Annotated in this window: 15 protein-coding genes and 1 tRNA gene; 10 read left to right on the top strand and 6 right to left on the bottom strand. The window is 73.0% G+C overall.

Annotation, left to right across the window (positions count from 1 at the left end; all coding sequences use genetic code 11):
* The first annotated feature begins 27 nt into the window (after nt 1-27).
* The 7 genes from hisF to OF850_RS13495 all read left to right on the top strand — a co-directional run bounded on the left by hisF (nt 28) and on the right by OF850_RS13495 (nt 7,830).
* On the top strand, nt 28-801 hold the full coding sequence (gene hisF / locus OF850_RS13525) for an imidazole glycerol phosphate synthase subunit HisF (RefSeq protein WP_301590740.1): 774 nt from the start codon (nt 28-30) through the stop codon (nt 799-801).
* Nucleotides 801-1,307 carry a phosphoribosyl-ATP diphosphatase gene (locus OF850_RS13520; RefSeq protein WP_301590739.1) on the top strand — a complete coding sequence of 169 codons (507 nt, stop codon included), beginning with the start codon at nt 801-803 and terminating at the stop codon, nt 1,305-1,307. Before hisF ends, OF850_RS13520 begins: the two co-directional genes overlap by 1 nt.
* Before the next feature lie 54 nt (nt 1,308-1,361).
* Nucleotides 1,362-1,452, top strand: a tRNA-Ser gene (locus tag OF850_RS13515).
* 204 nt (nt 1,453-1,656) lie between these two features.
* Complete coding sequence (locus OF850_RS13510; protein ID WP_301590738.1) at nt 1,657-2,748, top strand: MBL fold metallo-hydrolase; 1,092 nt, start codon at nt 1,657-1,659, stop codon at nt 2,746-2,748.
* A 101-nt stretch (nt 2,749-2,849) separates the two neighbouring features.
* On the top strand, nt 2,850-5,828 hold the full coding sequence (locus OF850_RS13505) for a PAS domain-containing protein (RefSeq protein WP_301590737.1): 2,979 nt from the start codon (nt 2,850-2,852) through the stop codon (nt 5,826-5,828).
* Between the two features lie 84 nt (nt 5,829-5,912).
* On the top strand, nt 5,913-6,371 hold the full coding sequence (locus OF850_RS13500) for a MarR family winged helix-turn-helix transcriptional regulator (RefSeq protein ID WP_301590736.1): 459 nt from the start codon (nt 5,913-5,915) through the stop codon (nt 6,369-6,371).
* A gap of 55 nt (nt 6,372-6,426) precedes the next feature.
* Nucleotides 6,427-7,830, top strand: coding sequence for an MATE family efflux transporter (locus tag OF850_RS13495; RefSeq protein ID WP_301590735.1), 1,404 nt, complete (start codon nt 6,427-6,429; stop codon nt 7,828-7,830).
* 28 nt (nt 7,831-7,858) lie between these two features.
* Here OF850_RS13495 and OF850_RS13490 read toward each other — a convergent pair whose 3' ends face one another.
* Nucleotides 7,859-8,758, bottom strand: a complete 900-nt coding sequence (locus OF850_RS13490) for a hypothetical protein (RefSeq protein WP_301590734.1) — start codon at nt 8,756-8,758, stop codon at nt 7,859-7,861.
* A 164-nt stretch (nt 8,759-8,922) separates the two neighbouring features.
* Here OF850_RS13490 and OF850_RS13485 point away from each other — a divergent pair, with 164 nt between their 5' ends.
* Nucleotides 8,923-9,945, top strand: a complete 1,023-nt coding sequence (locus OF850_RS13485) for an LLM class flavin-dependent oxidoreductase (RefSeq protein ID WP_301590733.1) — start codon at nt 8,923-8,925, stop codon at nt 9,943-9,945.
* A gap of 18 nt (nt 9,946-9,963) precedes the next feature.
* Here the strand turns inward: OF850_RS13485 and fdhF are convergent, their stop codons facing one another.
* Together fdhF and OF850_RS13475 are read right to left on the bottom strand one after the other, a co-directional pair.
* On the bottom strand, nt 9,964-12,711 hold the full coding sequence (gene fdhF, locus OF850_RS13480; protein WP_301590732.1) for a formate dehydrogenase subunit alpha: 2,748 nt from the start codon (nt 12,709-12,711) through the stop codon (nt 9,964-9,966).
* On the bottom strand, nt 12,708-14,408 hold the full coding sequence (locus tag OF850_RS13475) for an NADH-ubiquinone oxidoreductase-F iron-sulfur binding region domain-containing protein (protein ID WP_301590731.1): 1,701 nt from the start codon (nt 14,406-14,408) through the stop codon (nt 12,708-12,710). Before OF850_RS13475 ends, fdhF begins: the two co-directional genes overlap by 4 nt.
* 144 nt (nt 14,409-14,552) lie before the next feature.
* On the opposite strand from OF850_RS13475, the gene OF850_RS13470 reads away from it, so the two are divergent.
* Together OF850_RS13470 and OF850_RS13465 are read left to right on the top strand one after the other, a co-directional pair.
* Nucleotides 14,553-15,752 carry an MFS transporter gene (locus OF850_RS13470; RefSeq protein ID WP_301590730.1) on the top strand — a complete coding sequence of 400 codons (1,200 nt, stop codon included), beginning with the start codon at nt 14,553-14,555 and terminating at the stop codon, nt 15,750-15,752.
* Nucleotides 15,753-15,811: 59 nt separating this feature from the next.
* Nucleotides 15,812-16,036 (top strand): hypothetical protein, encoded by a 225-nt coding sequence (locus tag OF850_RS13465; RefSeq protein ID WP_301590729.1) that lies wholly within the window; start codon nt 15,812-15,814, stop codon nt 16,034-16,036.
* Here the strand turns inward: OF850_RS13465 and OF850_RS13460 are convergent.
* The 3 genes from OF850_RS13460 to OF850_RS13450 are packed head-to-tail and all read right to left on the bottom strand — an operon-like array spanning nt 15,973 to nt 18,726.
* Nucleotides 15,973-17,877 carry a heavy metal translocating P-type ATPase gene (locus OF850_RS13460; protein ID WP_301590728.1) on the bottom strand — a complete coding sequence of 635 codons (1,905 nt, stop codon included), beginning with the start codon at nt 17,875-17,877 and terminating at the stop codon, nt 15,973-15,975. The two genes, OF850_RS13465 and OF850_RS13460, sit on opposite strands and share 64 nt — an antisense overlap.
* Complete coding sequence (locus OF850_RS13455; protein ID WP_301590726.1) at nt 17,844-18,017, bottom strand: hypothetical protein; 174 nt, start codon at nt 18,015-18,017, stop codon at nt 17,844-17,846. The genes OF850_RS13460 and OF850_RS13455 overlap by 34 nt, the downstream gene beginning before the upstream one ends.
* A gap of 10 nt (nt 18,018-18,027) precedes the next feature.
* Nucleotides 18,028-18,726, bottom strand: coding sequence for a CBS domain-containing protein (locus OF850_RS13450; RefSeq protein WP_301590724.1), 699 nt, complete (start codon nt 18,724-18,726; stop codon nt 18,028-18,030).
* Between the last annotated feature and the right edge of the window lie 27 nt (nt 18,727-18,753).

The raw sequence follows: 18,753 nt of genomic DNA, 5'->3' as shown, positions 1-18,753 counted from the left end.
GTTGAACAAGCGTGGAAATCATCCTCGATGCCGCTGGCGCTTCGCATCATCCCCTGCCTGGACGTGAAGGACGGGCGCGTCGTGAAGGGCGTGAACTTCGTGTCCCTGCGCGACGCGGGCGACCCGGTGGAGCAAGCTGCCGCCTATGATGCGCAGGGCGCGGACGAGATCACCTTTCTCGACATCGCCGCGACGCACGAGAACCGCGACACCATGCTGGACGTCGTGTCGCGCACCGCGTCGCGCGTCTTCATCCCGCTGACCGTGGGCGGCGGCGTCCGCTCGGTGGAGGACATCCGCAAGCTGCTGCTGGCCGGGGCCGACAAGGCGAGCATCAACAGCGCCGCCATCGCCGACCCCGCCCTCGTCACCCGCGCGGCGGAGGCCTTCGGCTCGCAATGCATCGTCGTCGCGGTGGACGCGAAGCAGGTGCGCCCCAGCCACTGGGAGATCTTCACCCATGGCGGACGGCGCGAGACGGGGATCGAGGCAGTGGGCTGGGCGCGCCGCATGGCCGAGGCGGGGGCGGGAGAGATCCTGCTCACCTCCATGGACCGGGACGGCACCAAGGCCGGCTTCGACCTCGAGCTGCTGCGCGCGGTGCGTGCCGCCGTGCGCGTGCCCGTCATCGCCTCGGGCGGGGTGGGGACGCTGGAGCATTTCGCCGAGGGTGCACGCGCGGGAGCGACGGGTCTTCTTGCCGCCTCCGTGTTCCATGACGGGATCTTCCGCATCGCGGAAGTCAAGGATGCGTTGAACCGAGAGGGATTTCCGGTCCGCCGGGCAAGGGAGGCCGCCTGATGGCGAAGACCGAGAAGAAGAAGGCCACCCCGAAGAAGCCGAAGCTGCCGCTGCCCGAGGGCGTGCCCGCCGTGAAGGCGCGCATTCCCAAGGCGGTGCGACGGGCCGAGTCCGCCCACCTCACGCCGCTGCCGCCCCGCGGCGAGGGGAGTGCGGCGGTGCTGCAACGCCTGTGGGACACGGTGGAGCAGCGGCGCATCGCGGGCGATGCCGCGACCTCGCACTCCGCGCGGCTGCTGAAGCGCGGCACGCCCAAGGTGGCGCAGAAGCTGGGCGAGGAAGCGGTCGAGCTGGTGATCGAGGCCGTGGCCCGCAACCGCGAGGCCACGATCGGCGAGGCGGCGGACGTGGTCTACCACCTGCTGGTCCTGCTGGTGGACGCAGGCATCCATCCGAACGAGGTGTGGGGCGAGCTGGAGCGGCGCGAGGGTCTTTCGGGCATCGTGGAGAAGGCAAGCCGGCCCAAGGCCCTCCTCGCCATCGCGCAGACCACAAAGCTGCCCTGACCCCGGCCAGCCGGCTTGCCGCGCGGCGCGGGCCGGCCTAAGAAACCCGCCATCGGACAGGTGGCCGAGCGGTCGAAGGCGCGCGCCTGGAAAGTGCGTATAGGTCAAAAGCCTATCGTGGGTTCGAATCCCACCCTGTCCGCCAGAAATCATCCTCATGGGCAGGGAATCCCGCGGCTTTCCACAACCCTGTCGAGACCGTGCCCCAGGATTCACGATCGAGCCCCGCCTTGGCCGGCGTCCTCCTGCCTTCGCCGCTCCACCTTCGGTGCCGTAGCGCCTCGACGGGCAACGCGTAGGATCCGGAAGGCTGCGCCGTTCGAGGTCAGCATTCACCGGGGGGAGGACGATGCCGGGAAGCGACAACGAACCCATCCCGACCCGCCTGCGCCGTCGCCAGCTTGGCGCGCTGCTGGCTGCGCTGCCCTGGCTCGGTGGCTGCACCGGCGGGGGCGCGCTCCATGCCGGGCCGGTGAGCGACCATTTCGACGGGCAGCGCTTCTTCAATCCTGGCGGCGCCGGGCCGCGAAGCCTGCTCGAACTGGCGCGCTGGCGGCTGGGTGGGCAGCGCGAGGACTGGCCCGACGCCTATCCCAGCCCCTTTCCGCCCGACCGCCCGCCACCGCGCGTTGCCGGCCGAGCCTTGCGCGTGAGCTTCGTCGGCCATGCCAGCTTCCTTCTGCAAGGCGCGGGCCTCAACATCCTCACCGACCCCGTCTGGTCCGAGCGCGCCAGCCCCTTTTCCTTTGTCGGGCCACGCCGCGCCAATCCGCCCGGCATCGCCTTCGACGACCTGCCGCCCATCGACGCCGTGCTGGTCTCGCACGGGCATTACGACCATCTCGACGTCGAGACGCTGGCGCGGCTCTGGCGGCGCGACCGGCCGCGCATCGTCGCCCCGCTCGGCCACGACGCGACGATCCGCGCGCATGACCCTTCCATCGCCGTCACCACGGCGGATTGGCGCGATGCCGTGCCGCTCGGCCCGGGCGTCGAGGCGGTGCTGGAGCAGGTGCATCATTGGACCGCACGCGGCATCGGCGACCGCAACCGCGCGCTGTGGTGCGGCTTCGTGCTGCGGGGCCTGGGCGACGGCGTGTTCTTCGCGGGCGACACCGGCTTCGACGAAGGCCGGCCCTTTCGCCGCGTTGCCGAGCGCCACGGCCCGCTCGGCCTCGCGTTGCTGCCGATCGGCGCCTACGAGCCGCGCTGGTTCATGGAACCGCAGCACATGAACCCGGCCGAGGCCGTCGAGGGCTTCCGCCTTCTCGGGGCGCGGCAGGCGCTCGGCTATCACTGGGGCACGTTCCGCCTGACGGATGAGGGCGTGGCGCGTCCGGCCGAGGATCTCGCCGGGGCGCTCGCCGCATCGGGGCTGGAACCCGCGCGCTTCCTGGCCGCAAGGCCGGGGCAGGTGCTGGAGAGCGCGACGCGGGGCTGACGGCGAATGGGCCGCATGGTACCGGTGGGGGTCGGGAGCGGATGTCACGCAGGCTTCCCTGCCGGTCGCCGCAACTCTCTGCCCTGCCGGGCATCTTGGTCATGACGAACCCGGACCGGCGCAATAAGACGGCCTCACCCTTCCCGTGCTCCGATGGGAAGACAGGATCGAAAGGACCTCGACTGGCCGGCGCCCAGGACCCCGCGCATCATTCCGAGTTCCTGACGGGCGGCGGCGAGGCGGGCGCCCTGATGCGCGCCCATGACTGGCAGGACTCGCCGCTGGGGCCGCCGGCGGCTTGGCCGCAATCGCTGCGCTCGGTGGTCGGGCTGATGCTCGGCTCCAAGTTCCCGATGTTCGTCGCATGGGGGCCGGAACTCGGCTTCCTCTACAACGACCCCTACGCGGAAATCCTCGGCGCCAAGCATCCGTCGGCCATGGGCGCGCGCTTCCACGACATCTGGTCCGAGATCTGGCCCGACATCTCGCCGCTGATCGATGCGGCGCTGGCCGGGCAGGCGACCTACCGCGAGAACCTGCCGCTGCGGATGAACCGCAAGGGCTTCGACGAGCAGACCTGGTTCACCTTCTCCTACTCGCCGGTGCGGGACGAGGGCGGGGTCGTGGCCGGCATGTTCTGCGTCTGCACGGAAACCACGGAGCAGGTGCTGGCCGAGCGGCGGCGCGCCTTCCTGCTCGAACTGGATGAGCGGTTGCGCGACGCGGCGGGGCCACGCGCGGCCATGGAGGCCACCGCCGCGGCGCTCGGGCGCCACCTGGGCGCCTCGCGCGTCGGGTTCAGCGAGATGCAGGAGGACGGCGAGACCATCCTTTGCACCACCTGCCACGCGGATGGCGTCGCGCCGATCCTCGGCCTCTTCCGCACCGACGCTTTCGGCCTCGCGAGCATCGAACGGCAGCGCCGCGGCGCCACGGAGGTCGTTGCCGATGTGCGGGCGGACCCGGCGCAGGTGCAGGAAAGCTGGGACGCGATCGAGACCCGCGCCTTCGTGTCCGTGCCGCTCGTGCGCGAAGGGCGCTTCCACGCCTCGCTCTACGTGAACCACCGCGAGCCGCATGCCTGGACGGCGGACGAGGTCGCGCTCATCGAGGAGGTCGCCACCCGGAGCTGGGCGGCGGTGGAGCGGGCGAGGGCCGAGTACCACCTGCGCGAAAGCGAGGCCCGCTTCCGGCTGATGGCCGATGCCATTCCCCAGATCATCTGGATCACCGACGCGGAAGGCCGCACCGAGTTCTTCAACAAGCAGTGGTCCGACTACACCGGCATCCCCTACGAGTCGACCACCGCCCCCGAGGTCGCGGCCAACCACGTGCACCCCGAGGACGGCGCCGCCACGATGGCCGCCTTCGACGAGGCCCGGCGCACCGGGACGGCCTTTCTCGTCGAGCACCGCATCCGCTCGGCATCTGGAAGCTATCGCTGGTTCCTGGTTCGCGCCTTGCCCCATCGCGATCCGGCGACGGGCGAGATCGTGCGGTGGTTCGGCGCATCGGTGGACATCCACGATCGCAAGCTGGCGGAGGAGGCGCTTCTGGCGCTCAACGCCGATCTCGAGCGCAAGGTGGTCGAGCGCTCGCGGGAGCGGGGCCTGATCTGGCAGCACAGCCTCGACCTGCTTTCCGTCGTCAACATCGGCCGTGCGACTTTCGACGCCGTGAACCCGGCCTGGACCAGCGCGCTCGGCTGGCGGACGGAGGAGCTCGAGAACCGACCCTATGCGGATTTCGTGCACCCTGACGACATGGACGCGAGCGCCACGGCCTTCGCGCAGGTGCGCGAAGGCAACTCCGTGCTGCGCTTCGAGAATCGCTACCGCACCAAGGATGGCGGATGGCGCTGGCTGTCCTGGGTCGCGGTGCCCGAGGGCGGCAACCTTTATTCGGTGACGCGCGACGTCACCGCGGAAAAGGAACGCCAGGCCCAGCTGGAGGCCGCGCAGGAAGCGCTGCGCCAGAGCCAGAAGATGGAAGCGATGGGCCAGCTGACGGGCGGCGTCGCGCACGACTTCAACAACCTGCTGACGCCGATCGTTGGCGCGCTCGACATGCTCCAGCGCCGCGGCGTCGGCACCGATCGCGAGCGCCGCCTGATCGCCGGGGCCGCGCAATCGGCGGAGCGCGCCAAGACGCTGGTGCAGCGGCTGCTCGCCTTTGCGCGGCGGCAGCCGTTGCAATCCGTGCCCGTGGACGTGAGGAAGCTCGTGGCCGGCATGGCCGAGCTCGTGGCGAGCACGACGGGACCGCAGATCCGGGTGGCCATCGAGGCGGCGGAAGACCTGCCGCCCGCCAAGGCCGATCCCAACCAGCTTGAAATGGCGCTGCTGAACCTCGCCGTGAATGCACGCGACGCGATGCCCGAGGGCGGCACGCTCCGCATCTCGGCCAGCGCCGAACTCTTGGGCAGCGGCCACGGCCTCGCCCTGAGGCCGGGCGCCTATATCCGCCTCTCCGTGGCGGATACCGGCACGGGGATGGACGAGGCGACGGCGGCCCGCGCCGTCGAGCCCTTCTTCTCCACCAAGGGCATCGGCAAGGGGACGGGGCTGGGCCTGTCCATGGCGCATGGCCTCGCCTCGCAGCTGGGCGGCGCGCTGCGGATCCACAGCAGGCCGGGGCTCGGCACCAACATTGAACTCTGGCTGCCGCAAAGCGCCGTCGCGCCCGAGGCCGCCGAGGCGGAGCCGGAAGCGGTGCCCGACGCCGGCTCCTGCGGACGGGCCTTGCTCGTGGATGACGAGGAACTCGTGCGGCTGAGCACGGCCGACATGCTGTCCGACCTCGGCTACGAGGTGATCGAGGCTGCCTCCGCCGAGGAGGCGATCCACTTGGTGAACAACGGGGAGGCCTTCGACCTCCTCGTCACCGACCACCTCATGCCCGGCATGACGGGCACGGGTCTGGCCCACGCGGTCCGGTCGGCGCGCCCGGAGGTGCTGGTGCTCCTGGTGTCTGGCTATGCGGAGAATGAGGGGATCGCGCCGGACCTTCCCCGGCTGACAAAGCCGTTCCGGAAGGACGAGCTCTCGGCCAGCCTCGCGCAGCTCCTCGCCACGGGCTGACACGGCCGAAGCCCCTCCTGCCGAAGTTCCTTGCATTAGGCGTATATGCACCTATTATCCGCCTGCTGCCCCCGGAGCACGGTGATGGACAAGGGTCTTCCGCAACCTGGCCTCTGCAACTGCCTCGCGATCCGCAAGGCCGCGCGGCATGTCACGCAGTACTACGACAGCCACCTGGCCCCGACGGGGCTGCGCACGACGCAATTCTCGATCCTCGCGCGCCTCAAGCGCCTGGGGCCGCGCACCATCAACGAACTCGCGGCCGATCTCGTGCTGGACCGCACGACGCTCGGACGGAATCTCGGCCCGCTGGAGCGCGACGGGCTCGTCGCGGTGGGCGTCGACCCGCGGGACCGGCGCAGCCGCGTCCTCGACGTGACGGAAGCCGGTGCAGAGCGCCTGACCGAGGCGCGCCGGCGCTGGACGGACGCGCAGCGCGGCTTCGACGAGGCCTTTGGCGGCCCGCAGGCCGCCGCGCTGCGCCAGACCCTCGCGGTCCTCGTGAACACGGATCTCGGGGCGGCCGAGCCGCCCGGCCAATGACGCGCCCCGCCCTCACGTGACCGACGACACCACCCTGCCACAAAGGACGCACGCCATGTCCACGGGTTCGACCGCCTTGCCAGCCGGTGCGGCACCGCTCGCCGCCACGCTGGCGCCGCCGGTTCCCGGCGCGGAGCTGCTGCGCCGCATCCTCAAGCTCGCCGCGCCGACGACGCTTCTCGCCGCGGTGCAGGCGGGCGGGCAGCTCTTCGAGACGTGGCTCGCGGCGCGCCAGGGCACCGCGGCCCTGGCCGGCTGGGCCATCGTCCTTCCCTTCGCCCTGCTGATGCAGATGATGTCCGCGGGCGCGATGGGCGGGGGCGTGGTGTCCGCCGTCGCCCGGGCGCTCGGCGCGCGCAGGCCGGACGAGGCCGCGGCGCTGGTGCTGCATGCCGTGCTGATCGCAGTCACGGCAGGGCTCCTCTTCGCCGTGGCGCTGGCCGGGTTCCCGCGCCTGCTGCTCGGCCTGATCGGCGGCGCGGCGGTCGCGGACGCCGCGGCGCCCTATGCGATCTGGCTGTTCGGCCTCGGCGCGATCCCGGTCTGGCTGGCGAACACCCTCGCCTCGGTGCTGCGCGGCGGCGGGCGGCACGCGCTGGCGGCGCGCGTCCTGCTCGTCACCGGCCTGGCCTATCCGCCGCTGGCCTGGGCCCTGGCGGAGCCGGCGGGCATGGGCCTGGCCGGGGCCGGCCTCGCCTACGCGCTCACCATGCTGGCGGCGACGATCGGCCAGGGCGCGGTGGTGCTGGCGGGCGGCGCTGGCTTCAAGCCGACGCTGCGGATCCGCCTCAGCCGGTCCTTGTTCAGCCGCATCCTGTCCGTCGGCCTCGTCGCCTGCGCGCTGGCCACGGTGGCCAACCTCACCACCATCCTCGTGACGGCGCGGATCCAGTCCCATGGCCCGGCGGCCGTCGCGGCCTATGGGGTCTCCGCCCGGCTCGAGTTCCTGATGATCCCGCTGGCCTTCGGCGTCGGATCGGCGCTGACGGCCCTGGTCGGGCGGTCGGTCGGGGCCGGGGACTGGGCGACGGCGCGCCGGACGGCCTGGACCGGCGCGATGCTGGCCCTGGCCGTCACCGGACCGGTGGGCCTCCTCGTGGCGCTGTTCCCGCGCGAAACGGCGCTGGCCTTCGCCTCGGACCCCGAGGTCGTGTCCATCGCGACCCGCGCGCTGGCCGTGATCGGGCCTTCGCTGCCGGGCTTCGGCGTCGGCATGGCCTTCTACTTCGCCGCCATGGGCGCCGGACGCATGCGCTGGCCGGTGGCGGCCGGCCTGTCGCGGATTTCCATCGCGGTGGGCGGCGGCTGGCTGCTCGCGGACGCGCTGGGCTGGGGGCTGGACGGGCAGTTCCTGGCCGTTGCCCTCGGGGTGACGGCCTATGGGCTGCTGACGGCGGTCGCCGTCCGCCCGGGCGTCTGGTCCGCGCGCCCCGCGCCTGCGGCAGCGCCTCGCCCGTGATGCGGCCCTGCCCGGCAGGCGGCGCCCATCATGCCCTGAACCGGCGCGTTGCCTGCGCCCGCTCCAGCGATGCCGCCTTGCGGCGTTCCTCGCGCAGCACCTCGATGACCGGCTGCCACCAGCCGCGCGCCAGCTCATCCGGGCCCGGTGGCGCCCGCGCCGGCCAGGTTTCCACCAGCTCCGCGTGGGTCGGCCTGCGCCAGCGCGCCCAGAGCAGCGTGGCCGCGCCTGCGGCGACGCCAGGGTAGAAGCGGGCGGCGATGGCCGGCTCGGCCAGTTCGCCGCTGACTTCCTCGAACACCACGCATCCCCCATGGGTCATCACCACGCGGTCCAGCGGCGGGAGCGCATCCTCCGGCACGGGATAGCGGCTGCGCCGGCGCTCGGCCTCCGCGGCCCGCCTTTCCCCGTGCTCGGGGGACGCCTTGCGGCTTTCCTCTCGCTTGCGCCGTTCCTCGGGCTCGGCCCGGCGGGCGGCTTCCTCGATGGCGGGCCAGCGCCGGCTCAGTTCCTCGAAGGAACGGAAGGGCACGCGCCACGCCTTCAGGGCCGCGTCCCAGCGGGCCCAGGGCACGGCCCGCAACTCGGCGATCACGCTCCGCGAGAAGGGGGTGCGGACCACGAAGCCGTCCCCGACCTCGAGATAGGGGCTCGTGATCGGCTCGAAGGCGAATGCGTCGCGGCCGCGCTGGTCGGCATAGGCGAGCACGCCGGACCATTGGCGGCCCATCCACGCGGTCAGGCGCTTCTCCGCGCGGGTCCCCGGCACGAACCAGGCCTGGAGGTCGTCGCGCCACCGGGCGCGGGGAAAGGCCTCGCGGAAACGCTCCACGGTCATCCGGTCATAGGGAAAGGCGGCCACCGCCCCGGGCGCGCCATCGCTGGCGTTTCGCGGCGTCACGCTGAACTCCACCGTCTCGTCGGCCACCGGTCGTCCTTCGGCGGGGGCGCCCCGGTTCCATCACCGTCATTGGCGCCGGTGATTGGGACGGATGCGCCAGAAGCCCCATATCCTCCCTCAACGAGAACCTGCCCCGTCCGTTGGCTGCCGCCTCCCGGGCAGGTCGCATCCCTCACTGGATACTCCTTGCGATGAAGAAGATCGGCTTCCTGTCCTTTGGCCATTGGTCGCCTTCGCCCGGCTCGGGCACCCGCTCCGCCGCCGATGCGCTGCTGCAATCCATCGACCTCGCCGTCGCGGCGGAGGAGCTGGGCGCAGACGGCGCCTATGTCCGGGTCCACCATTTCGCGCGCCAACTCGCCTCGCCCTTTCCGCTGCTCGCCGCCATGGGCGCGAAGACGAGACGCATCGAGCTCGGCACCGCCGTGATCGACATGCGCTATGAGAACCCGCTCTACATGGCCGAGGATGCCGGCGCGGCCGACCTCATCAGCGGCGGCCGCCTCCAGCTCGGCCTCAGCCGCGGCTCGCCCGAGCAGGTGATCGATGGCTGGCGCCATTTCGGTTACGCGCCCACCGAGGGCGAGAGCGATGCCGAGATGGGCCGTCGCCACGCGCTGGTCTTCCTGCAGGTGCTCGGCGGCGAGGGCTTCGCCCGGCCGAACCCGCGCCCGATGTTTCCCAACCCGCCCGGCCTGCTGCGGCTCGAGCCGCATTCGGAGGGGCTGCGCGAGCGCATCTGGTGGGGCTCCGGCTCGGACGCCACGGCGGTCTGGGCGGCGCAGCAGGGCATGAACCTGCAAAGCTCCACCCTCAAGGACGACGAGACGGGCGAGGCCTTTCACCTCCAGCAGGCCGCGCAGATCCGCGCCTTCCACGCGGCCTGGAAGGAAGCCGGCCACGCCCGCACGCCGCGCGTCTCGGTCAGCCGCAGCATCTTCCCGCTGCTCGATGACCGCGACCGCGCCTATTTCGGCCGCAGCGGCAAGGAGGGGGACCAGATCGGCTTCCTGGACGAGAAGACCCGCGCCATCTTCGGCCGAAGCTACGCGGCCGAGCCGGATGCGCTCGTGGAGCAGCTTCGCGCCGACGAGGCGATCGCGGCGGCGGACACGCTGCTCCTCACCATCCCGAACCAGCTGGGCGTGGAATACTGCGCCCATGTCATCGAGGGCATCCTGAAGCACGTCGCCCCCGCGCTGGGGTGGCGCTGAGGCCGCGGGCGCCGCGCCTCAGGCCGGCTCCAGCCGCGCGGCGCAGAACTTGAAGCCTGGAATCTTGCCGTCGGGATCGAGGCGGGGGTCGGTCAGCAGGTTGGCCGCCGCCTCGCGATAGGCGAAGGGGATGAAGGCCAGGCCCGGCGGCAGGGCCGGGTCCTCGCGCGCCAGCAGCTCCACCGCGCCGCGCCGCGTCGCCACCCGCAGGCGCTGGCCGCTGGCGAGGCCCAGGCGCCGCAGCTCCGCCGGCGCCAGCGAGACGGTCGGGGCGGGTTCCAGCGCATCGAGGACGCGCGCGCGGCGGGTCATGGCGCCGGTGTGCCAGTGCTCCAGCTCGCGGCCCGTCGTGAGCACGAAGGGGTATTCGGCGTCCGGCATCTCGCCGGGATCCGACAGGCCGGCGGGCGCCAGCCGCGCGCGGCCGGAGGGGGTGGGGAAGGCGTCCCGGAACACGATGGCCTCGCCCGGCGCGTCGGGCGCGGCGCAGGGGTAGGTGACGCTGTTCTCGCGCTCCAGCCGCTCCCAGGTGATGTTGGCGAGGGAGGGCATGGCCTGCGCCATCTCCCCGAACACGTCGCGCGCCTGGAGTTGCGGCCAGTCGAGCCCGAGGCGACGCGCCAGATCGGCGATGATCCGCAGATCCTGCCGCGCCTCGCCCGGCGGAGGGACGGCGGCGCGGCCGACCTGCACCTGTCGGTTGGTGTTGGTGACGGTGCCGTCCTTTTCCGGCCAGGCGGAGCCGGGCAGGACGACATCGGCCAGCGCCGCGGTCTCCGTCAGGAACAGGTCCTGCACGACGAGGTGATCCAGCCGCGCGAGGGCGGCGCGCGCATGCGCGAGGTCGGGATCGGACATGGCGGGGTTCTCGCCCATCACGTACATGCCGCGGATCTCGCCGCGCTCGGCCGCCTGCAGGATCTCCACCACCGTCAGCCCGGGCTGCTCATCCAGCTTCGCGCCCCAGAGTTCCTCCAGGAAGGAACGGGCGACGGGGTCGGCGGTGCGGCGGTAATCCGGCAGCATCATCGGGATCAGCCCGGCATCGGAGGCGCCCTGCACGTTGTTCTGCCCGCGCAGCGGATGCAGCCCGGCGCCCTCCCGCCCGACATGGCCGCAAAGCAGCGCCAGCGCGATCAGGGCGCGGGCATTGTCCGTGCCGTGCACGGACTGGCTGACGCCCATGCCCCACAGAGTTAGCGCCGAGCGCGCGCCCGCGTAGAGCCGCGCGACGCGCCGCACCTGTTCCGCCGGCACGCCGGACAGGCGCTCCATCGCCTCCGGCGCGTAGGCGGCCAGATGCGCCCGCAACTCGGCGAAGCCGTCCACGCGCGAAGCGACGAAGGCGGCGTCGTAAATCTCCTCCTCCACGATCACGTGCAGCAGGGCGTTCAGCAGGGCGACATCCTGCCCGGGCGCGAAACGGACCACCTCCGTCGCGAAGCGATCGAGGCCGGTGCCGCGCGGGTCCATCACCACCAGCTTCGCGCCGCGCGCGGCGGCATCCTTCAGGAAGGTGGCGGCGACTGGGTGGTTCTCCGTCGGCCGCGCGCCGATCACCAGCAGCAGGTCGGCCTCGGTTGCGGCGGTGAAGGGCGCCGTCACCGCGGCGCTGCCGACATCCTCTAGCAAGGCCGCGACGCTCGCCGCGTGGCAGAGCCGCGTGCAGTGGTCCACGTTGTTGGTGCCGAAACCCGTGCGCACCAGCTTCTGGAACAGATAGGCCTCCTCGTTGGAGCCCTTGGCGCTGCCGAATCCGGCCAGCGCCGCCGGACCCCCGGCGCCGTCGCGGATGCGGGCGAGCCCCTGCGCGGCGCGCTCCAGCGCCTCATCCCAGCTTGCCTCGCGGAAGTGGCGGCGGGCGCGGGCGGGATCGAGGCAGTCGGCCGGGTCCTTGGGCGCGCCGTCCAGCCGGATCAGCGGCTTCGTCAGCCTTTCGGGATGGGCGATGTAGTCGAAGCCGAAGCGTCCCTTCACGCAAAGCCGCCCTGCATTCGCGGGGCCCTCGCGGCCCACCACCTCCTCGATCCGGTCGTCGCGCACACGGAAGCCAACCTGGCAGCCGACGCCGCAATAGGGGCAGATGCTCGCCACCTCCTTCGCGGGCGGCGCGGCGCGGCGCCCCGCCGCGTCCAGCACGCTCTTGGGCAGCAGCGCGCCCGTCGGGCAGGCCTGCACGCATTCCCCGCAGGCCACGCAGGAGGAGGCGCCCATCGGGTCCAGCAGGTCGAAGCTGACCGTCGCCTCCATGCCGCGGCCAGCGAAGCCGATGACGTCGTTGTGCTGCACCTCGCGGCAGGCGCGTTCGCACAGACCGCAGGTGATGCAGGCGTCGAGCTGCACCGCCATGGCCGGGTGGGACAGATCCGGCGCCGGCCGCGCCGTCTCCGGCGCGAAGCGGGAAGCGGAAACGCCCATCTCCCGCGCCCACTGCGCGAAGATGCCGCTGTCGTCGCGCGCCGCGCCCTCGGGCATGTCGGCCAGCAGGAGTTCGAACACCATTCGGCGGGCGCGGCGCGCGCGCTTGCTCGCGCTGCGCACCGCCATCCCGGGCGTCGGCACGCGGCGGCAGGAAGCGGCAAGCACGCGCTCGCCCTCCACCTCGACGAGGCAGGCGCGGCAATTGCCGTCCGGGCGGTAATCGGCACGCGGCAGGTGGCACAGATGCGGGATGGCGACGCCCACGCGGCGCGCCACGTTCCAGATCGTCTCGCCTGGCGCGGCCTCGACCTCCCTTCCGTCCAGGGTGAAGCGGACCCCCGTCACGGCACCTCCTCCGGAAAGAAGCGCAGCAGGCTGCGCACCGGGTTCATCGCCGCTTGGCCGAGGCCGCAGATCGAGCCATCCGCCATCGCCTCGCCGAGTTCGCCGAGCAGCGCGCGATCCCACGCCGGCGCGTCCAGCAGCCGCACGGCCTTGGCGGTGCCGACCCGGCAGGGCGTGCATTGCCCGCAGCTTTCCTCGCGGAAGAAGCGCAGGAGGTTGCGCGCCACCTCGGCCAGGTCGTCGCGGTCGGACAGCACGACCACCGCGCCCGAGCCGACGAAGCAGCCCTCCGCATCCAGCGCGCCGACATCGAGCGGCATGTCGGCCAGCCGTGCGGGGAGGATGCCGCCCGAGGCGCCGCCCGGCAGATAGCCGACGAAGCGATGGCCTTCCGCCATGCCGCCGGAGAATTCCTCGATCAGTTCCCGCGCCGTGACGCCGGCGGGGGCGCGCTTCACGCCCGGTTCGCGGACGCGGCCGGAAACGGAAAAGAAGCGCTCGCCCTTCGCGCCCCGGCGCCCGGCCGAGGCGTAGCGATCCGCACCCTCCGGCGCCGCCAGGATGCCGGGCAGCCACCACAGCGTCTCGACGTTGTGGACCACCGTCGGGCGGCCAAACAGCCCGTGCTCGCCCGGGAAGGGCGGCTTGTGTCGCGGATAGCCGCGGCGCCCCTCGAGGCTTTCGAGGAGAGCGGTTTCCTCGCCGCAGATATAGGCGCCGGCGCCGCGGCGGAGATGCACGGGCGGGCCGGCGATGCCGGCGCCGCGCAACTCCTCCAGCGCGTGTTCCACGACGCGGCGCAGGTCGGGATATTCGTCGCGCAGGTAGATCCAGCACGCCTCCGCGCCGATCGCATGGGCGGCGACCAGCATGCCTTCCAGCACGCGGTGCGGCTCCGCTTCCAGGCAGAAGCGGTCCTTGAAGGTGCCGGGCTCGCCCTCGTCGGCATTCACGACGAGGTGGCGCGGCGCCGGATGGGCCAGGGCGAGGCGCCATTTCCGCGCGGTGGGGAAGCCGGCGCCGCCGAGGCCGCGCAGGCCGGCCCGCTCCACGATGGCGACGGCCGCCTCGGGCGTCAGGCGGCCCGCCTGTGCGGCCTGCAGCGCGACATGGCCGCCGCGCGCGCGGTATTCCTCGAGGCCCTGCGTTCCCGGTGCGACGGCGAGGCCGGATCGCGCGGCGGCCAGCAGCGCCTCCGCCTTCGCCGGCGCGAAGGGTTCGAAGCCGACCGCCGCAACCGGTGCGCGGTGGCAATTGCCCATGCAGGGGGAGGCGAGCACGCGCGTGCCCGGCGGCGCCATCTCCCGCGCCGTTTCGAGCAAGGCGCCGGCACCGGCCATGGCGCAGGGCAGCCCCTCGCAGACGCGGATCGTCACGGGGGGCGGTGCGGGCGCGTCGTCGGGCAGGATCTCGAAATGGGCGTAGAAGCTCGCGGCCTCGAACACCTCGACGGGGGCAAGGCGGTGCCACTCCGCCAGGGCGACCAGATGGCCTTCCCGCAGGCAGCCGAAGCGGTCCTGGAGGGCGTGAAGCTGCTCGATCAGCAGGTCGCGCCGCGGCTCCGCGACGCCGGAGGCGGCGAGGGCCGCCTGCACCGCCGCATGCGCTTCCGCCGTGGCGACGCGGCCCCGCGGGCGAAGCCGCGGCCTGCGCGGCCCGGCAGCGCCTCCGAACGCCAGCGGCTTCGTCGCAGACATTCCCATCCCCAGCCCGTTCTTTCGTCTAGCGATAACGTAGTTCGGCGCAGGATGTGAGACCCTTCCGGCACCCGCCGGCGCTTGTCACCGGCCCGCCCGCGCTGCAAGGAACAGGAACCCGGTCGAACAGGGACGGAAACGACGTTGAAGCTGCCTTTGTGGGCCAGCGCCCTTGCCGGGACGCTGCTGGTCCAGACCGTGTGTTCCTTCGCCAGCATCTCGGTGCCGGTCCTCGGGCCGCCCCTGATGATGCGGGCGGGCCTGTCGCCCGAAAGCATCGGCCTAGTCTCGGCCCTTTCCGCGGCGGGGATCTGCTGGTTCCTCGCCTCCGGCGGCGCGATGCTCAGCCATTTCGGGCCCATCCGCACCTTGCAGCTCGGCATGGTCTGCATGGCGCTCGGCATCGTCGTCCTGTCGCAGCCCCTGGGCCTCCTCGGGCTACTGGGCGCGCTGGCGATGGGCCTCGGGAACGGGCCCAACACGCCGGCGGGCAGCCAGATCCTCATCCGCCACGCGCCGCCCGCGCATCGCACCCTCATCTTCTCGATCAAGCAGGCCGGCGTGCCGCTTGGCGGGGCGCTGGCCGGGCTGGTCGCCGCGCCGGTCGCCGCGGCTTATGGGCTGTCGGTGGCGCTGGGCCTGCTCGTCGCGATCCTGCTCGCCTGCTGCCTCCTCATCGAGGGGTTTCGCGGCGCGCTGGACACGGAAAAGGGCCCCCGCCAGCCCGGCTGGGCGCGCGCGCTGGTCCAGCCGGCGGAGATGGTGCGCTGCGTAGGCGCGCTGCGGGCGCATCCCTCCCTGCCGGTGCTGACGGTGATCGGCGCCTCCTACTCGCTGATGCAGGCCTGCCTGACGGCGTTCGTCGCCACTTTCGTCTACACGCGGCACAGCGCCTCGCTGGCGGAAGCGGGGCAGGTCGTCGCGGTGATGCAGTGCGCCAGCATGCTCGGGCGCATCGCGCTCGGCTGGGTGGCCGACCGGATGGGACATGCGCTGCGACACCTCGGCCTCCAGGCGATCCTGTCCGGCGCCGCCGTCTCGCTGCTGGTCGTGGCGGGGGATGAGGGGCGATGGGCGCTTTATGCCTGCGCGGGGCTGGTGGGCTTCACCGCCATCGGCTGGAACGGCGTCCACATCGCGGAGCTGGCAAGGGTCGCGCCGCTGGCTCTGGTGAGCAGCGTGACCGCGGCCTCCAGCCTGTTCGGCTTCGTCGCCTCCGTCACGGGCCCGCTGATCTTCATGGCGCTGGTGAGCGCGGGCGCCGGGTTCGAGGCCGCCTTCCACGTCATGGCCGCGCAGCTCGTCGCCGTCGGGCTTGCCTGCCTCTTCCTGAAGCCACGCTGATCCTCGCCACGCGGCGAAGCCTTTCATGTCAGCCGCGGGGATGGACGAGTTCCCGGCCCATGGAACCCATGCGCCGCATCGGCGCCGAGGAGGGCGTTCCCGCCAAGGCCCATGGCCGCATGGAGGAATTCGTGATGGGGCTGCCTGGTGGCTCGATGGAGGATGTCGTCGGCTGCTTCGCGCCGCCGCCGCGCCGGGGGGTGACCGGCTTCGGCGCGGATCACGCCGCCGCGGCCTCGGCCTGCCGCTCCTCCACGCCGGGGCGGAGCGCCCCCAGCGCATAGAGGATGGCGAAGACGTCGATGCCCTCCTGCACCAGCGCCCCGGCCAGCGGCGACAGCAAGCCCGCTGCCGCCACCCCCATCGCCAGGGCCGACATGCCGATGCCAAGCGCGATGGCCCGCAGCGCGACGCGACGGGAATGCCGGGCGATGGCGATGGCCTCCGCCACGCGGTCCACGCGGTCCACCAGCAGCACCACCTCGCCCGCCTCCGCGGCCGCGGCGGTGCCGCCCGCGCCCATGGCGATGCCGACATCCGCCGCCGCCAGGGCCGGCGCATCGTTCACCCCATCCCCCACCATGATGGTGGGCGCGGCCAACGCCTCCGCGCGCACGGCGGCGATCTTATCGGCGGGGGTTTGATCGGCCAGCACGGCGTCGAGGCGCAGCGCCTCGCCGACCGGCGTCGCGGCCTCCGCGCGGTCGCCGGTGACCAGCACCATGCGCCGCACGCCCAGGGCGCGCAGGCGGCGCATCGTCGCCGGCGCTTCCGCGCGGATGGCATCCACCATGACGAAGGCGGCGGCGCCCTGCCGGTCAGCGGCGAGCCAGGCGACCAGGGCGCCCCCGCGCGAAGCCTGGGCGGCGGCGCCGAAGCCCTGGCGCGGCACGATCCCCAGGCCGCGCAGAAAGGCCTCCGAGCCCAGGGCCAGGGCGCGACCCTCCACCAGCCCGGTCAGCCCGCCGCCCGGCCGCTCCGCGACGCGGGCGGGGACGGGCAGGGCGAGGCCGCGCGCCTGCGCCGCGGCCACCAGCGCGGCCGAGACCGGGTGCGTCGAGCCCTGCGCCAGCGCCGCCGCGAGGCGCAGCGCCGCGTCCTCCCCGAGGCCCGGCGCCGCCTCCACCGAGGCGAGGCCCGGATGGCCGGAGGTGAGCGTGCCGGTCTTGTCGAACAGCACCGTGCGTGCGCGTGCCAGCCGTTCCAGCGCGCCGCCGCCCTTCACGACGATGCCGCGCCGCGCCGCGCGGCCGATCCCCGACACCAGCGCGACCGGCGCCGCGAGGATCAGCGGGCAGGGCGTGGCGACCACCAGCACGGCAAGGGCGCGCAGGGGATCGCCGCTCAACGCCCAGGCGCCGCCGGCCAGGACGGCGGTGAACAGGATGAGGCCCACCGCCCAGCGATCGGCCAGCCGCGCCAGGGGCGCACGCGAGGCGGCGGCCTGCTCCGTCAGGCGGAGGATGGCGGCATAGGTGCTCGCCGCGGCCTCGTGCGTGGCGCGCAGGCGGAAGGCGCCGCCCGCATTGACGCCGCCGCTGCGGATGGCGGCGCCGGGGCTGAGCTCCACCGGCAGCGCCTCGCCGGTCAGGGCGCTCTCGTCCAGTGTCGCCGCGTCCTCCAGCGTCCCGTCGGCCGGAACCGTCTCGCCCGGCCGCACCAGGAGGAGGTCGCCGGAACGGAGGGCGGCGACCGCGATCTCCTCCATCCCGCCATCGCGGATGCGGATCGTGCGGCGCGGCGCCCGCTCCACGAGGTCGGAGAGGGCGCGGGTCGCGCGGCCGCCCGCCCAGGCCTCCAGCGCCTCGCCGCCGGCCACCATCAGCCCGATCACCGCCGCCGCAGCCGCCTCGCCCAGGGCCACCGCGCCGAGGATGGCGGCGAGGGCGATGGCATCCACCCCGACCCGACCGCCCACCAGCGACCGCGCCAGCCCCAACGCGACATGCGCCGCCACGGGTAGGCTGCCTGCCGACCAGGCGGCCTCCGCGAGACCGGGATGGCCGAGCAGTCGCAACACCACCCCGACCGCGAGCGCGGCGCAGACCCAGGCCAGCAGGGCGTAGCGGCGCAGCGTCACGCCCGCCTGCCTCAGCCCTTGCCCGCCAAGCGCCGCCGCGCCCATTTCTCGCCCTCCAGCACCAGCACCAGCACCAGCATCAGCATCAGCAGAAGCCCGGCGCCGGGGATGGGCAACCCGTCCGCGACCGGGTCGAGCGGGCGCGTGGCGAAGAGCGCCTGCAGCGGCGGCGAGGGCGCCGACAAGCCCCTGCCCTCAGGGAACTCCCAGGACGAAGGGCGGCGGCGGGGCGAGGTCCATCTCGACGCCCTTCACCCCGGGCACGCGCTCGGCCAGGACGCGCAGCGCCTTGGGCACGGAGGGCGAGCGGCAGAAGCCGTGAAAGGTGACCACCCCCGAGGACACGGCGGGATAGACCAGCGAGGCATCCGCCCAGTTCTGCTCGCGCAGCGCCGCCTCCACGGCGCGGCGGATCCGCTCGTCCGGCACCGGTCCGGCGGTGGCGGAGGGCGGAGCGAAGGCGAGGCCGAGCAGGTCGGCGCGCGAGACGATGCCAACGAGCTGGCCGTCGCGCAGCACCGGCACGCGCTTGACCTTCCGATCCTCCATGAGGCGGGCGATGTCGGCGGCGGGAGTGTCCTCCTCCACCGTCACCACCTCGGTGGTCATGACGTCCGAGGCGCGGGCGCCATGCATCCGGGCGTAGTGGTCGGCCTCGGTTCCGACGCGGCCGGTCACGACGGTGGAGAACCAGCCGGGCCGGCGCCCCGCTGCCTCGCCTGCCACGCGGCGCACCAGGTCGGCTTCCGTGACGATGCCGGCGAGGCGCCCATCCGCCTCCAGCACCGGGACCGCGGAAACCCCGCGGCTGGCCAGCAGGTTCGCGACCTCCGCGATGGGGGTGTCGGGCGTGACGGTGAGCAGGGAGGCGGTCATGAGATCGGCGGCGCGCATGGTGCTGCTTCCTTTCTTGTCTGGCCG

The sequence above is a fragment of the Sabulicella glaciei genome (genome assembly GCF_026183895.1).
In the GTDB taxonomy this organism is placed as follows: Bacteria; Pseudomonadota; Alphaproteobacteria; order Acetobacterales; family Acetobacteraceae; genus Roseococcus; species Roseococcus glaciei.
The sequence above is the reverse complement of the archived record's forward strand: the minus strand, read 5'-3'. Positions and strand labels throughout refer to the sequence as shown.